The sequence below is a fragment of the Collinsella sp. LCP21S3_C7 genome (assembly GCF_052118485.1).
In the GTDB taxonomy this organism is placed as follows: Bacteria; Actinomycetota; Coriobacteriia; order Coriobacteriales; family Coriobacteriaceae; genus Collinsella.
The window spans coordinates 48,766-64,711 of the sequence record NZ_JBQKHC010000009.1; the positions used below are offsets into that span (position 1 = coordinate 48,766).

At 61.4% G+C, this 15,946-nt stretch carries 12 protein-coding genes; 11 read left to right on the forward strand and 1 reads right to left on the reverse strand.

All coding sequences use genetic code 11. The features are described from left to right. Positions 1–16: 16 nt before the first annotated feature. The 3 genes from rpsR to ACTQ1E_RS05120 all read left to right on the forward strand — a co-directional run bounded on the left by rpsR (position 17) and on the right by ACTQ1E_RS05120 (position 2,139). Positions 17–283, forward strand: coding sequence for a 30S ribosomal protein S18 (gene rpsR / locus ACTQ1E_RS05110; RefSeq protein ID WP_006235829.1), 267 nt, complete (start codon positions 17–19; stop codon positions 281–283). 15 nt (positions 284–298) lie between these two features. Beyond that, positions 299–838, forward strand: coding sequence for a 50S ribosomal protein L9 (gene rplI / locus ACTQ1E_RS05115; protein WP_117843040.1), 540 nt, complete (start codon positions 299–301; stop codon positions 836–838). Positions 839–1,056: 218 nt separating this feature from the next. Continuing rightward, positions 1,057–2,139 (forward strand): IS1595 family transposase, encoded by a 1,083-nt coding sequence (locus ACTQ1E_RS05120; RefSeq protein ID WP_441540327.1) that lies wholly within the window; start codon positions 1,057–1,059, stop codon positions 2,137–2,139. A 71-nt stretch (positions 2,140–2,210) separates the two neighbouring features. Here ACTQ1E_RS05120 and ACTQ1E_RS05125 read toward each other — a convergent pair whose 3' ends face one another. Then, positions 2,211–2,705: a nucleotidyltransferase domain-containing protein gene (locus ACTQ1E_RS05125; protein ID WP_441565102.1), complete on the reverse strand. Its 495-nt coding sequence runs from the start codon at positions 2,703–2,705 to the stop codon at positions 2,211–2,213. Positions 2,706–2,895: 190 nt separating this feature from the next. On the opposite strand from ACTQ1E_RS05125, the gene dnaB reads away from it, so the two are divergent. The 8 genes from dnaB to carB all read left to right on the forward strand — a co-directional run bounded on the left by dnaB (position 2,896) and on the right by carB (position 15,824). Next, entirely contained in the window at positions 2,896–4,293 is a 1,398-nt protein-coding gene (gene dnaB, locus ACTQ1E_RS05130; protein ID WP_427718155.1) for a replicative DNA helicase, read from the forward strand. Positions 4,294–4,385: 92 nt separating this feature from the next. After that, entirely contained in the window at positions 4,386–5,672 is a 1,287-nt protein-coding gene (locus ACTQ1E_RS05135; protein ID WP_441565104.1) for an adenylosuccinate synthase, read from the forward strand. Between the two features lie 120 nt (positions 5,673–5,792). After that, positions 5,793–7,097 carry a phosphoribosylamine--glycine ligase gene (gene purD / locus ACTQ1E_RS05140; RefSeq protein ID WP_441565106.1) on the forward strand — a complete coding sequence of 435 codons (1,305 nt, stop codon included), beginning with the start codon at positions 5,793–5,795 and terminating at the stop codon, positions 7,095–7,097. Positions 7,098–7,118: 21 nt separating this feature from the next. Next, positions 7,119–7,814: an NUDIX domain-containing protein gene (locus tag ACTQ1E_RS05145; protein ID WP_195838565.1), complete on the forward strand. Its 696-nt coding sequence runs from the start codon at positions 7,119–7,121 to the stop codon at positions 7,812–7,814. Positions 7,815–7,896: 82 nt separating this feature from the next. Further along, on the forward strand, positions 7,897–9,666 hold the full coding sequence (locus ACTQ1E_RS05150; protein WP_441565108.1) for an ABC transporter ATP-binding protein: 1,770 nt from the start codon (positions 7,897–7,899) through the stop codon (positions 9,664–9,666). A gap of 19 nt (positions 9,667–9,685) precedes the next feature. Continuing rightward, positions 9,686–10,651, forward strand: coding sequence for a hypothetical protein (locus ACTQ1E_RS05155; RefSeq protein ID WP_427729200.1), 966 nt, complete (start codon positions 9,686–9,688; stop codon positions 10,649–10,651). A 411-nt stretch (positions 10,652–11,062) separates the two neighbouring features. Next, positions 11,063–12,508 carry a glutamine-hydrolyzing carbamoyl-phosphate synthase small subunit gene (gene carA, locus ACTQ1E_RS05160; protein WP_441565110.1) on the forward strand — a complete coding sequence of 482 codons (1,446 nt, stop codon included), beginning with the start codon at positions 11,063–11,065 and terminating at the stop codon, positions 12,506–12,508. Between the two features lies 1 nt (position 12,509). Then, positions 12,510–15,824, forward strand: coding sequence for a carbamoyl-phosphate synthase large subunit (carB, locus tag ACTQ1E_RS05165; RefSeq protein WP_441565112.1), 3,315 nt, complete (start codon positions 12,510–12,512; stop codon positions 15,822–15,824). Positions 15,825–15,946: the final 122 nt, after the last annotated feature.

Sequence of the window (15,946 nt, forward strand, 5' to 3'; positions counted from 1 at the left end):
TGAAAGGTATTTTGACATGGCTAATGATTTTTCTGCACGTCAGCCGCGTCGTAAGTACTGCCAGTTCTGCAAGGAGAACACTGAGTTCATCGACTATAAGGACACTCAGCTTCTCCGTAAGTACATGACCGACCGTGGCAAGATCAAGCCCCGTCGCGTCACTGGCGCTTGCACGCAGCATCAGCATGACATCGCCAACGCCATCAAGCGTGCCCGCGAGATGGCTCTCCTGCCGTACACCGTCCCCGTGGTTTCCTCTCGTGGCAACCGCGACCGCGGCTAAGAAGGGAGACGCATCATGAAGGTTATTCTTCTCGATGAGATCAAGGGCAAGGGCGGCGAGGGTGACGTCGTAGAGGTCGCTCAGGGTTACGCTGAGAACTTCCTGTTCCCCAAGAAGCTCGCTGTTGCCGCCACCAAGGGCAACCTCAAGCAGCTTGACGAGCGTCGCAACAACATCGCCAAGCGCGAGGCCGTCCGTCTGGCTACCGCCAACGAGACCAAGGCTGCCCTCGAGGGCAAGCAGGTCACCGTCGACGTCAAGGTCGGCGACGAGGGCATCCTCTTTGGCTCCGTCACCGCCGCTATGATCGCTGACGCCATCAAGGATCAGCTCGGTATGGACATCGACCGCAAGCGCGTCGAGCTCGGTAAGCCCATCAAGGTTGCCGGTGCCCACACCGTTGCCATCTCGCTGTACCGCGAGATCAAGGCCGAGGTTGTCGTTCTCGTCGGCGTTACCGCCGAGGAGCTCGCTGCCGAGGCTGAGGTCGAGGAGGCCGCTGAGGTCACCGAGGCCGAGACCGCCGAGGTCGAGACCGAGGCTGCTGCCGAGTAGCATTTGCTGCAACGCAACAATCTTGTTCTAAGAAGGGCGCTCTGGGAGACCGGGGCGCCCTTTTATTTTTTGCGCTGAGTGGGTGTCACGTCATACATGGAGATGTAGTCCCACATAAGCGTTGTGTTAGACCGCTTTGGATAAGTGTCCTATGCACAGTACACGCAGCAGGACCCCCAATTGCGACAATTCCATCATCAGGAAAGATGGAGGTTGCAATGGAAGACGTGCTCACCCAGCTGACGAGGCAGTTCCTCCCGCAGATGACGGCTGCCGAGAAGAGCAGGGCCCTGAGATCGCTCAAGGCGCTGATAGACGCGGAGCTTTTCGACCTTGCGGCAAGCGAGGGGGCGGAAGACGATCCCGACAGAGCCTGCCCCTGGTGCGGCTCCCCGCATTACGTGAAGAGGGGGCGAGACGGGCGCGGCCGTCAGCGGTTCCTCTGCCGAGGGTGCGCCAGAACCTTCACCGACGCCACCATGCGCATCTTCTCCACCACCAAGCTCGACAGGTCGGCCTGGATGAGGTTCGCGGAGTGCCACGTGGACATGCTCCCGCTGCGCGAGTCGGCGGAAAAGTGCGGCGTGTGCCTCAAGACGGCGTTCTTCATGCGCCACAGGCTGCTCGAGGCTATGGCCAAGCGCATGCCCGCCTTCCGCGTGGAGGCCGGTGGCGGGGCCGAGCTCGACGAGTGCTTCTTCAGGGAGAGCTTCAAGGGAAACCGCTCCAGGTCGGAGTCCGGCATGCCCAGGAAGCCCCGCACAAGGTCGCAGGGAACCGACGGGCACGAGAAGATATGCGTGCTCACCGGCATCAACGACGCCGGCGACATCTTCTACGAGATCGCGGGGAGGGGCGGCCTCGACGAGGCGGCAGCCAGGGAGCTGCTCGCCGACAAGCTCGCGGTCGGCGCGATAATCTCGACGGACCGTGCGCACGTGTACCGCCGCGTCCTGCCCGCCCTCGGCGTCGGCGAGCACATCGCCAGCAAGAGGGAGGAGCACGCCATCAACAGGGTGAACAGCCTCCACTCCCAGATGAGGCACTTCATCGGCAGGTTCCGGGGCGTCTCCACGAGACGCCTCGAGAACTACCTCGCCTGGTTCAAGTGGACGTGGTGCTTCAAGGTCCGCAGGAGCGCGGACGAGCTCGCCGAGCTCATAGTGAGGCAGGCGGCCCGCGGCACGTACGAGAAGACCTGGCGCCAGTACAAGGTGACCCCCTATCCGTTCTACGAGTACTGGATCAAGCAGGCGAAATGGGACTCGCGTGCGCGGAGGGCCATATACGGCGTGGCGTGATGTCCAGGGCGGTCTGGCGCAGCGCATCTGCGGCAAGCGCTGAAGTCGTGACCCGATGCAAAAAGCAACAGCTAGCGATATTCTTCGGGAACGTCGAAACCGTACTCACGGCATAGGAGCATGACATCGTGGACGTCGTGCTCGTCATGCTGATAGCCAAAGTGAAACAACAGCTGGCTTTCGGGGTCGATGCACGACACCTCCACCTCGCCGATGCGCCCCCTCCCCGAAAAGACCTCCCCGGGAAAACGATCTCCCTGATACAGAATATCGCCATTCTCGGCGAAATCGAAGCAATGCAGGTCGACGATGCGCCCCGCCTCGTCTTGCCACACCGTGTGATCTTCGGTGGTGAAAGATGCAGCCACCTCGGAAAACCCCTCATCAGCAATTAGATCCACGAACCTTTGGTAATCCCCGCGCTGAACGAACAGGTCGATGTCGTTATGAGCCCTGGTCTCACGCCCGACAAGCGCATCGACGCCCCAGCCGCCATCAAGATATACGCCAATGCCCGCACCTGCGGAAAGGCCGATTATCCAACACGCATCATCCTTGGTGACCATAGGAGCTCCTTCGCTTTCGCCTGCTATTTAAGCAAGAAAGATTATAGGAAAAGTCCCAGTATCCAAAGTGGTCTAACACAACGCACATAAGGGACCGTTCATCCGTTTGGTTCGGTGATGATTATTAAGGCGCGCCTCGATTTAAAGCTGTGGCTGATACTATGGATGCTCGCAAGCGATATGAATGAGGATGCTCATGGCATACGACGATAGGGAGACATGGCTGACGGTCGAGGACCGCGGCTCCAAGTTGGGTCTCCCCCAAAACCAAGATGCAGAGGCCAACGTACTGGCCGCCATGCTGCTATCGCCCGAGGTGGTCGAAGAAGCCCAGGTCGAGCTGCAGCCCGACGATTTCTACCGGCCCATTCATAAGACCATCTATACCGCGATGGTCGATATGTACAACAGTCGCATTCCCATCGACTCCATCTCGCTGATCGATTACCTGCGAAGCATCAACAAGCTCGATGCCGTGGGCGGCGAGGCGTACATTTTGGAGCTGATGGGTCAGACCCTGTCGCTCGTCAACTGGCAGCACCATGCCGCCATCGTTCGTCGCGACTCGATGCTGCGTGAGCTGATTGGCGCCACCAACGAGATTAACGCGCTGGCCTATAACGCCCCCACCGATACCAAAGAGGTCGTGGAGCTGGCCGAGAGCAAGCTGCTCAAGGTTACGGCGCGCGAGGTTAAGTCGAGCTACAAGACACTGACCGAGTTTATGGTCGAGGCCTATAACGAGGCCGAGGAAGTGTGCCAGGCCGGTGGCCAGGCAGCGGGCGTTCCCACGGGCTTCCCGTCACTCGATCGCATGCTTATGGGCTTCCGCGAGGGCCAGCTCATCATTATCGGCGCCCGCCCCGCCGTGGGTAAGACCTCGTTCGCTCTAAACCTGGCGCTCAATGCCGCCGCTGCGGGCTACACCGTCGGCTTTTTCTCGCTGGAGATGTCGGGCAAGGAAATTGCCCAGCGCCTGATTTGCGCCTATGCCATGATTTCGATCAGTGATTTTCGCATGGGTCGCATTAGCCCCGAGCAGTGGGCCAATATCAACGAGGCCACGCAGACCTTGTCCAAGCTCGATATTCTGATTGACGATACGCCCGGCACCACGGTGACCGAGATTCGCGCCAAGAGCCGCCGCATGCTCCACAACAAGGAGAAGGCCATCATTATCTTGGACTACCTGCAGCTGGTGAGTCCTCCGCCAGGACGCCGTTCCGAGAGCCGCACCGTCGAGGTCTCCGAAATGTCTCGTGGCTTAAAGATTATGGCCAAGGAACTCAAGATCCCACTGATCGCGCTATCTCAGCTGTCGCGTCAGGTCGAATCCCGTACCGGCAAGCGCCCGCAGCTTTCCGACCTGCGCGAATCGGGCTCCATCGAGCAGGACGCCGATATCGTCATGTTCTTGGACCGTTCCGCCGACGAGGCTGAGGCCTCGCGCGACGACCGACCCGACGAGGGCGTCACGCGTATTGTCGTGGCCAAGAACCGTTCGGGCCCGATCGGTGACGTCGACCTGATGTTCCTGCCGGCATCTACCAAGTTCTATGAGCTTGATGGGGTGCATACCGAGGAGTAGGACAGGCGCCCGTTGCACGGGTATACTGGGAATGTTTTGTGCTTCTGCCCGCCGTGTGGCGCGCAGACAGTCCATGTATGTAAGGAGTAAACATGCCGTCAACCGTTTTGGTCGGTGCCCAGTGGGGCGATGAGGGCAAGGGTAAGATCTGCGACCTGATCGCCGGCGACTTCGATGCCGTCGTGCGCTATTCGGGCGGCAACAACGCCGGGCACACCATCGTTGTCAACGGCAAGAAGTACGGCCTGCACCAGGTGCCCTCCGGCATCATGTACGCCGACCACGTGTCGGTGATTGGCAACGGCTGCGTCGTCAACCCCAAGGTTGTCCTTGAGGAGATCGACATGTTCGAGGCCGATGGCATCACCACCAAGAACCTCAAGATCAGCGGCAACGCACACGTGATCATGCCGTATCACGTCGACCTGGACGGAGCCTTTGAGCAGAAGCTCGGCAAGAAGAGTATCGGTACCACCAAGCGCGGCATTGGCCCGTGCTATCAGGACAAGATGGCCCGTATTGGCCTTCGTATGCAGGACATGCTGGACGAGGAGCTCTTCCGCGACAAGCTGGAAACCGCTCTTGCCCGCGTGAATCCCGAGCTCGAGCTGCTTTACGGCCTGCCCACCTACACCGTGGACCAGATCTGTGAAGAGTACCTGCCCATGGCCGAGCGCCTGCGCCCGTACATCACCGAGACGAGCCTGCTGCTCAACAACATGATCGATGAGGGCAAGACCCTGCTCTTTGAGGGCGCCCAGGCAACATTGCTCGATATCGACCACGGCACCTATCCGTTTGTCACGTCTTCCAACTGCACCGCCGGCGGCGCGATCACCGGTTCTGGTGTTGGCATGAAAAACGTCGACCGCGTGCTGGGCGTCATGAAGGCCTACATCACCCGCGTCGGTGCAGGCCCCATGCCCACTGAGCTTTCCTACGAGTCCGAGGCCGGCCATACGCTGACCGAGGAGGGCTATGAGTACGGCGTGACCACCGGTCGCCGTCGTCGCTGCGGCTGGTTTGACGGTCCCATCGCCAACTACGCCTCGCGCGTCAACGGTCTTACCGACATCGCCCTGACCAAGCTCGACGTGCTTTCGGTCTTCGACACCATTAAGGTGTGCGTGGCCTATGACGTCGACGGCGAGCGCTACACCAGCGTGCCCGAGCACCAGGTGCGCTTTGAGCATTCCAAGCCCATCTACGAGGAGCTTCCCGGCTGGAAGTGCGATATTACCGGCTGCCGCAGCTTTGAGGAGCTGCCGCAGGAGGCTCAGGACTACGTGGCATTTGTCGAGGATCTGGCGCACACGCGCGTGACGTTTGTCGGTGTTGGCGCCGGCCGCGAGCAGATCATCAACCGATTCTGGAAGTAATCGGCGTTATTTGGTTATTGCGATATACCCCTTCGCAGCCCGGACGGGCGGCCGAGGGGTATATTTGCTTGTAATGGGCCCGCATGGTTGACGGGCCGTTAATCCATAGAGGAGGCACCCTTGAAGGCGGACACTCAAACCATCGACATCCTGTTGTTGGGCAGCGGCGGCCGCGAGCATGCTTTGGCAGCCAAGCTCGCGGCATCACCGCGCGCCGGCAAGCTCTACATCGCCCCGGGCAACGGCGGCACCGCGAGCTGCGGCGAGAACGTGGTTCTCGACGATTGCGATCCTGCTGCCGTGGCGGCGTTTGCACAGAGCCACGGATGCGGACTCGTGGTGATTGGCCCCGAGGCTCCGCTCGTGGCGGGCGTGGCCGACGCCGTGCGCGCGGCGGGTATTCCCTGCTTTGGCCCGGGTGCCGAGGGCGCTCAGATGGAGGGCTCTAAGCTGTTCTCCAAGCAGCTCATGGAGCGCGCGGGCATTCCGACGGCCGCCTACGGCTCGTTTACCGACGAGGCTTCGGCTCTCGCCTATGTGCGCGAGCAGGGCGCTCCGCTGGTCGTGAAGGCCGACGGTCTTGCCGCGGGCAAGGGCGTTATTGTGGCAACCGAGCTTTCGCAGGCCGAAGAGGCCGTGCGCGAGTGCTTTGGCGGCACCTTTGGCGACGCCGGCAACACCGTGGTTATCGAGGAGATGCTCGTTGGCCCCGAGTGCTCGCTGCTGGCCTTTACCGACGGCAAGACCGTGCGCCCCATGGCCACCTCGCAGGACCACAAGCGCGCGCTTGAGGGCGACCTTGGTCCCAACACGGGCGGCATGGGCGTCTACAGCCCGGTGCCCATCGTGACCGACGAGGAGCACGCCACCATGGTGAAGGTCATGGAGCAGACCGTGGCCGAGCTCGCCGCCGAGGGCATCGATTACCGTGGCTGCCTGTACGGCGGCTTTATGCTTACCCCCGCCGGCCCCAAGGTGCTGGAGTTTAACGCCCGCTTTGGCGACCCCGAGACGCAGGTCGTGCTGCCGCGCCTTAAGAACGACCTGGTCGAGGTCATGCTTGCCTGCGCCAACTGCGAGCTCGACCAGATTGAGCTCGATTGGCGTGACGAGTGGGCGGTGGCCGTTGTCCTGACGAGCGCGGGTTATCCCGGCAGCTACGAGAAGGGCAAGGTCATCACCGGCATCGAGGATGCCGAGGCCATGGAGAACGTGACCGTGTATCACGCCGGCACCGCCGTGGTGGACGGCCAGCTCGTGACCAACGGCGGCCGCGTGCTCGCCGTGACCGCGCTGGGCGACACGTTCGAGAACGCTCGCAACCTTGCCTACGAGGCTTGCGAGAAGATCGATTTTGAGGGCAAGACCCTGCGTCACGACATTGGCCTGCGCGCGCTGCGTGGCCGCGACGCCTGGGGTGCCTAAAATCCGAGAGGAATGAGACGGATGGACGAGAAGAACGAAGAGCTCGTGGACGCGCAGATCGTCGAAGAGGACAGCCGCATGTATGGGCACGCCGAGGGCGAGCCTGGTGGCGAGGTCGCTGACGAGCCGGCGCTGGTGCTGGGCGACGACGACCCGCACGATGCCGAGCTGCACGAGAAGATTCTTTCGGAGGAGTGCGCCTGGAAGGGCAAGATCCTCGACGTCCACCGTCTTGAGGTTGAGCTGCCCAACGGTCACCGCAGCGCCCGCGATATCGTTCGCCATCCGGGTGCGGCGGCCGTTGTGGCGCTGACCGAGAGCGGCAAGATCGTACTGGTGCGTCAGTACCGCACCGCCATCGACCGCGTGACGGTTGAGATTCCCGCCGGCAAGCTCGACCCAGGCGAGGACCCGCTCGATTGTGCCAGGCGCGAGCTGCATGAGGAGACGGGCTTTAAGGCCGGGCGCATTCGCTTTTTAACGTCTATTGTCACGACCTGCGGTTTTTGCGACGAGATTATTCACATCTACCTGGCCACCAAGCTCGAGTTCGATGCGCCCAACCCCGACGATGACGAGTTTGTCAACGTTGACCTGGTGCCGCTGCACGAGCTGATCGATGCCGTGCTCGACGGCAAGATCGAGGATGCCAAGACCGTCGTGGGCGCGCTCGCCTGCGACAGCATCGCGCACCGCCTTGGTGGTTCTGAGCTGTAACGAGTGGGGATAGCCCTGGGACAAGTACTACTGATTGCTTTGTCCCAGGGTCTTACGTTGCTGATATTTCTTTGAGGATCACATGCTGAAGCGTTTTCTGTCTTACTACAAGCCCCAGATGGGGCTTTTTGCTGCCGATACCATTTGCGCCCTGGTGCTCGCCGCCATTGACCTGGCGTTTCCCATTATCCTGCGCAATCTGTGCGGCGGGCTGTTTACCCAGGGCCAGACTGCCATTATGCAGGCGCTCGGTATGATCGCGGTGGGACTGGTTCTGATGTATGCCACCCGCTGCGCCTGCCGCTACTTTGTGAGCTATTGGGGCCACGTGATGGGCGCGCGCATGGAGTCCAAGATGCGCGAGGACTTGTTCGATCAGTACGAGCGTTTTAGCTTTGCGTACTTTGATCGCAACAGCTCGGGTGACATGATGAGCCGCGTGGTCAACGACCTGTTCGATATCTGCGAGGCGGCGCACCACGTGCCCGAATGGATCATTATTTGCGGTATCGAGATCATTGGCTCGTTTGTGATTCTGTTTACCATTGCGCCGGTGCTCGCGCTCGCCATGGTCGTGGTGACGGCGGTGTTCGCGGTCATTATGTTTTGGCAGAATATGCGCATGCGCGAGGTCTTTAGCGATAACCGAAAAAAGATCAGCGGCATCAATGCGCAGCTGCAGGATTCGCTGGCGGGCATGCGTGTGGTCAAAAGCTTTGCCAATGAGCAGACCGAACGCTCTAAGTTCCGTGCCTCTAACGATCGCTACCTTTCGTCCAAGGAAAACATGTATCACGCCATGGGCGTCTACACCGCGACGTATGGTCTGCTCTCGGGCGTGCTCTATGTGATCGTGGTGCTGCTGGGCGGTTGGCTCGTTGCCCAAGGCCAGCTGCAGGCGGTCGATATGGCAACCTTCGCGCTCTACATTTCGCTGTTCTGCACGCCGCTCGAGACGCTCGTCAATTCGGCCGAGACGTATCAGAAAGCCATCGCCGGCTTTAAGCGCATGGACGAGGTGCTCTCGACTGTCCCCGATATTCAGGATAAGCCGGGTGCTGCGGATCTGCAGGTGACGGCCGGCGCTGTTGAGTATCGCGACGTGTGCTTTAGCTACGAGGATGTCGAGCTGGGCGCGGGCGACGGGACGCGTCCCGTTATCGACCATATGGATCTGTCCATTAAGCCCGGTCAAACCATCGCTTTGGTTGGTCCCTCGGGCGGCGGCAAATCAACGACTTGTTCGCTGTTGCCGCGCTTTTACGACGTTGCCGCCGGCTCCATTAGCATTGACGGCCAGGATGTGCGCGACGTGACGCAGCGTAGCCTGCGCCAATCCATCGGCCTGGTGCAGCAAGATGTCTATCTGTTCGACGGAACGATTGGCGAGAACATCGCCTATGGCAAGCCGGGCGCCACGGCAGAAGAAATCGCCGAGGCGGCCCGCCGTGCCAATATCGATACCTTTATCGAGTCGCTTCCGCAGGGCTACGACACCGTGGTGGGCGAGCGCGGCAGCCGTCTTTCTGGTGGTCAAAAGCAGCGCGTCGCCATCGCGCGCGTGTTTCTCAAAAATCCCAAGATCCTTATTTTGGATGAGGCGACCAGTGCTCTGGATAACGAGAGCGAGGAGGCGGTGCAGGAGTCGCTCGAGCGCTTGGCGCGCGGCCGCACCACGATCATCATCGCTCACCGTCTCTCGACCATTAAGCATGCCGACGAGATTGCGACCGTTGAGCATGGTCGCGTTGTGGAACGTGGCACGCACGAGGAGCTTCTCGCCCGTGGCGGCACTTATGCCCGTTACTATCGAATGCAGTTCGAAGGTGCGCGTGCGCACGAGCTCGACTGATTGATATGGCAGGAAGGTTATGGCTGATAAGAACCATCTGACTCCGGAAGAAGTGACGGAGTTATTCTCCGAAATCGATGCATCCGGCGTCTTGGATCCTACACTCGCCAAAAAGCGTACCGAGCGCATGCGCGAGAAAGAGTCTGCCGTCAAACGCGGTGACAAGGCGACACTGGCGCGGCTGCGCAGCGAGGATCGCGCGAGCCAGGCAAAACATATCGACCCGCTGTCCGAGGACGATCCTTCGGGTTCGCAGGTGAGCCATACCATTACGAAAACTGCCATGGTCGTGGTTATCGGCATCCTGGTGCTGATTGTGGGCATGCAGATCGGCTACGGCGTGATGCGACGCCTGAACACCGCGAACCTCTCCGAGAGCGTTTCGGTGGATACCGTCTCGACCGCGCTCAAAGGTGGACTTGAATGGGGCAACGGCTTTACGCAGTTCCCGCTCGATTTTACCGTTGACGAGGCCGACGAGGGTACGGGCACGGTTGAGGTGACGGTGCTGGACACGTCTTCTGCCAATGAACTCGAGTTGCTGTCCAACGGTCAAATTCAGGCGGCGGCGCTCGCAACCAATGCCCTGCTCAACGACAAGATTGACCGTGTGGTGTATAACGTCCACGCCTATATCGACGAGGACAGCAGGATTCAGCATGATTCCTTCTTTGGCATGTTTCCCGCCCAGGGCCACCAGAGCGCCATCCTGACATTCGTCTGGACCAAGAGCTCTTCCAACGCCACCAATATCGACTGGAAGATGCGTATCGTGAGCATGGATGACACCATTGCCGAGCGCATTCAGAAACAGGTGAACTCGGTATCGTCGCTCATCGAGGACCCGGCGGTGAGCCAGACTAAGATTGACGAGGAAAAGGCCGAACGTGACCTGGAGCACCGCCTGCACGGCCGCGAGATTTTCCGTGGCGGCAAGCTTGGCCGCACCCCGTCCGAATTACTTGAGCAGGACAAGCAAAAGTAGTCCGCAGCCACATAGAACGATGACATCCCGCGTGAGCCGCAAGCCCACGCGGGATGATTTTTCTGGGACGGGGATTAAAAAAATATTCTGTCATGTATGCGGTTGGCGAGTAGTCAATTTGGGACGGGGCTATTTTAGCTACCCCGGCTGGTGGCACGACGGTTAGGTTGATTGACGGACGGGGCAGCTAAAATAGCCCCGTCCCAAATTGACTACTCAGCGACAAAGCTCTGCTTTCAGAATGATTTTTTAATCCCCGTCCCAGAAAAATCATTATGCATAAGAAGTCATAATTATCATTATGTAAACAATTCTATGTAATTAACGCCATACGGCATACTTACGGTTAGAATACCGCGAGGCCTAACTACACACCTTTAAGCCGGTCCCGAGAGACCGGGAAGGAGAACTATGGCGAACAACCATATTGCGGGCGCTGCCGCCCGCACCATCGCGCCCAGCGAACTGTGCCAGCGCATGCTGGCCAAAACCAGCAAGGGTGCTTGCGGTCCCTGCATCCTGTACCTTGAGGATGGGACCATTTTTTATGGCCGTGCATGTGGTGCCGAGGGCACCGCGACCGGCGAAGTCTGCTTCAATACCTCACTCGAGGGTTACTTTGAGGTTATGACCGACCCGAGCTATGCTGGCCAGATCGTTACCATGACCTATCCGCAGATTGGCAATTATGGCATCGACGAGACCGATGTCCAGTCCGCCTTCCCCGGCGATGACGTACGCCCTGCGAGTGCTCCCGCCATGCGCGGCATGATCGTGCGCGACATGTGTGCCACGCCTTCTAACTGGCGCTCGGCCGTCAGCGTGCCGGAGTACCTGCGCGCACACGGCATCGTCGCTATCGAGGGCGTCGACACCCGAGCCCTGGTGCGCCACCTGCGCGACAATGGCTCCAAGATGGGCATTATCTCGACCGAGGTCCTCGATATCGACGAGCTTGCCGAGCGCTTGGCCTCTGCTCCCACGCTGGTGGGGGAGAACCTGGTCAAGACCGTGAGCTGCCTTGCGCCCCATCCGTTCGCCGGGAGCGATCTGCCCGCCGAGCATGGCTTTGCGCTTGCGGCCCCCGCTCCCGCCCGCCACAACGTGGTCGCGTACGACTGCGGTGTCAAGCGTGGCATCCTGGAGGGTCTGGTCCGTGCTGGCTGCGCCCTCACCGTCGTGCCGTGGGATACACCCGCTCGTCAAGTACTCGACATGAATCCCGATGGCGTCTTTTTGTCCAACGGTCCCGGCGACCCCGATGCCGTGGTAGAGACCTACGAGCAGGCGCAGCAGCTGATCGGCAAGGTGCCCGTCTTTGGCATTTGCCTGGGTCACCAGATGATCAGCTTGGCATGCGGCGCCCAGATGGAAAAGCTCAAATTCGGTCACCGTGGCGGTAACCAGCCGGTTATGAACCTGGTCAGCCGCCGCGTGGAAATTACCGCGCAAAACCATGGCTTTGGCCTGCTGTTCCCCAGCTTGGGCAAGCTTGTCCCCGAACTTTCGGGCGGCGAGACCGAGCATGCGGCCGACGGCGATCTGCGCGTCTGGGTGCGCCGTGGTATCGCGCCCGTCGTGATGAACGAGCGCTTTGGCCGCATTCGCCTGACGCATGTGAACCTCAACGACGGCACCGCCGAGGGCATTCAGCTGCTCGACGCCCCGTGCTTCTCGGTCCAATACCACCCCGAGGCCTCGCCCGGCCCCACCGATGCCCACTATCTCTTTACCGCCTTTACGCGACTCATGGACGGCGAGGAGAACTACCTGGACATCGACACCGCGAAGGACCGCCTGCAGGGCTGGAACTTTGCCGACGAGGGTTCCGCCACGACCGAGACCGAGGAGAACTAACATGCCTAAACGTACTGACATCAAGCGTATCCTCGTCATTGGCTCGGGTCCCATCGTCATTGGCCAGGCCTGCGAGTTCGATTACTCCGGCGCCCAGGCCTGCAAGGTGCTCAAGGAGGATGGCTTTGAGGTCATCCTGGTCAACTCCAACCCGGCGACCATCATGACCGAACCGGGCCTGGCCGACCGCACCTATGTCGAGCCCATCACCGCCGAATTTATCGAGCGCGTGATCAAGAAGGAGCGCCCGGACGCGCTGCTGCCCACGCTGGGCGGCCAGACCGGTCTGAACGCCGCCGTCGAGCTGGCAAAGGACGGCACGCTCGACCAGTACGGCGTCGAGATGATCGGCTGCGACCTTGCCGCCATCGAGCGCGGCGAGGACCGCAAGCTCTTTAACGAGGCCATGGCCGAGATCGGCCTGGAGGTCGCGCGCTCGGGCTATGCCTACAGCGTGGCCGACGCCGAGGCCATCGCCGAGCGCGTGGGATATCCCTGCGTGCTGCGCCCGAGCTTTACCCTGGGCGGCGCCGGCGGCGGCATCGCGCACACCCACGAGGAGCTCGTCTCCATCGTGAGCCAGGGCCTTGAGCTTTCGCCCGCCCACGAGGTACTGGTCGAGGAGTCCATCGAGGGTTGGAAAGAGTACGAGATGGAGGTCATGCGCGACCACGCCGGCAACGGCATCATCGTGTGCTCCATCGAGAACCTCGACCCCATGGGCGTGCATACCGGCGACTCCATCACCGTGGCGCCGGCGCAGACCCTCTCCGACCTTGAGTATCAGCGCATGCGTGTCGCCTCGCTCGCCATTCTGGAGAAGATTGGCGTCGAGACCGGTGGCTCCAACGTGCAGTTTGCCGTGAACCCGCAGACCGGTCGCCCGATCGTCATCGAGATGAACCCGCGCGTGAGCCGTTCGTCTGCACTGGCCTCCAAGGCCACGGGCTTCCCCATCGCCAAGGCCGCCGCTCGCCTGGCCGTGGGCTACACGCTCGACGAGATCGTCAACGACATCACCAAAGCCACGCCTGCCTGCTTTGAGCCCACGATTGACTACTGTGTGGTCAAGGTGCCGCGCTTTGCCTTTGAGAAGTTCAAGGGTACCGACCCCACGCTCACAACGCGCATGAAAGCCGTGGGCGAGATCATGGCGATCGGCCGCACCTTTGAGGAGGCCTTTGGCAAGGCCATGCGCTCGCTGGAGGACGGACATCAGGGCATTTGCGCTGGTGGCAAGGAAGGTGCCGATAAGCTGAGCGACGACGAGCTCGCTCGGGCCGTGGGCACCCCGACTGAGCACCGCATCTTCTTTGTGGTCGAGGCCCTGCGTCGTGGCTGGGATGTCGCGCGCATCCATGCCATCTGCGGCATCGATCCGTGGTATCTCAACCGTATCAACGATATGGTGCAGGTCCAGGAGAGCATTCGCGGCCTGCGCGTGGAGGACATCGACGCCGACGCGATGCGCCTGCTCAAGCAGTATGGCACGAGCGATGCCGAGGTTGCCGCGCTGACCGGCTCGGACGAGCGCTTTGTTCGCGCTTACCGTAAGGGCCTGGGCGTGGTTCCCAGCATGAAGACGGTCGACACCTGCGCTGCTGAGTTCTCGAGTGCCACGGAGTATCACTACAAGACCTACGAAAACATCTACCGCACGAGCCCGGTCGCCAAGAAGTGCGTTGCCCCCGACGAGACCACGCCGGCAGATAAGCCCAAGGCGATGATTCTGGGTGCCGGCCCCAACCGTATCGGCCAGGGTATCGAGTTTGACTACTGCTGCGTGCACGCGAGCTACGCGCTGGCGGCCCGTGGCTTCGAGACCATCATGGTCAACTGCAACCCCGAGACCGTCTCGACTGACTACGATACGTCCGATCGTCTGTACTTTGAGCCGCTCACCTACGAGGACGTCATGGACGTTATCGATGTTGAGCGCCCCGACGGCGTCGTGGTGACGCTCGGCGGCCAGACCCCGCTTAAGCTGGCGCGCATGCTCGAGGAGAGCGGCGTGAACATCATGGGTACCAAGCCCGATGCCATCGATTTTGCCGAGGACCGCGAGCGCTTTGCCGCCCTGCTCGACAAGCTGGGCATTATGTACCCGCCGGCGGGTCAGGCTACCTCGTTTGAGGAGGCCGAGGCCGTAGCTGCGCATATCGGCTACCCGCTGCTGGTTCGTCCGAGCTATGTGTTGGGCGGCCGCGGCATGATGATCGCCTACGATGCCGAGCATCTGCACGATTACATGGCCGAGGCTGCGCGCATTAGCCCCGACTACCCGGTGTACCTCGACCGCTTCCTGGAGGGCGCGATCGAGTCCGATGTTGATGCCCTGTGCGACGGCGAGGAGGTCTACATCGGCGGTATTCTGGAGCATATCGAGGAGGCCGGTATCCACTCCGGTGACTCCGCGACTTGCATTCCGCCGTTTAGCTTTAGCGAGAGTCTGCAGGCGAAGCTCCGCGAGACCACGCGCCGCATCGCGATGGCGCTGGGAGTCCGCGGCCTGGTCAATGTGCAGTATGCCATCAAGGGCGAGACTGTCTACGTGATCGAGGCCAACCCGCGTGCCAGCCGTACCGTGCCGTTTATCTCCAAGGCCACCGGCGTGCCGCTGGCCAAGTGCGCGGCGCGCATCATGGCGGGCGATTCCATCGCGAGCCTGGGCCTGCCGAGCGACGAGCGCCAGCTGGACTGCTTCTGCATGAAGGAAGCCGTTATGCCCTGGGGCCGTTTCCCGGGAGCCGACGTTATCCTGGGGCCCGAGATGAAGTCGACGGGCGAGGTCATGGGTGTCGCCAAGAGCTATCCCGAGGCATACGCCAAGACACAGCTGGCGATTGACTACAAACTGCCTGATCCGAGCGCCGGCAAGGTGTTCATTAGCGTGTGCGATCGCGACAAGCGCCATATCCTTTCGGTCGCCCGTATCCTGCGCTATCTGGGCTTTGACATCTGCTCTACCGAGGGTACGGCGCGCGTGCTGCGTGGAGGCAACGTGACGTGCGAGGTCGTGGAAAAGATCAGCGGTCCGCACGACGGCGAACGTCCCAACATCGGTGACCTTATCGCCGATGGCAAGATCGCGGTGATCATCAATACGCCGTACGGCCCGGGCTCGCGCGGCGACGGCTATCTGTTGCGCACCGAGGCGGTGCGCCGCGGCGTGACCTGCGTGACGGCGATGTCTGCCGCCAACACCTACGTGAGTGCTATCGAGGCGGTGCGCGAGGACCAGCAGGGCCACGGCAGCGCCAACGACATGGGCATGGACGTCATCGCCCTGCAGGACCTGCCGCAGTACACGGTGTAATGTGACCTGGTCGGGGGGGGGGGGGGGGGGGGGGGGGGGGGGGGGGGGGGGGGGGGGGGGGGGGGGGGGGGGGGGGGGGGGGGGGGGGGGGGGGGGGGGGGGGGGGGGGGGGGGGGGGGGGG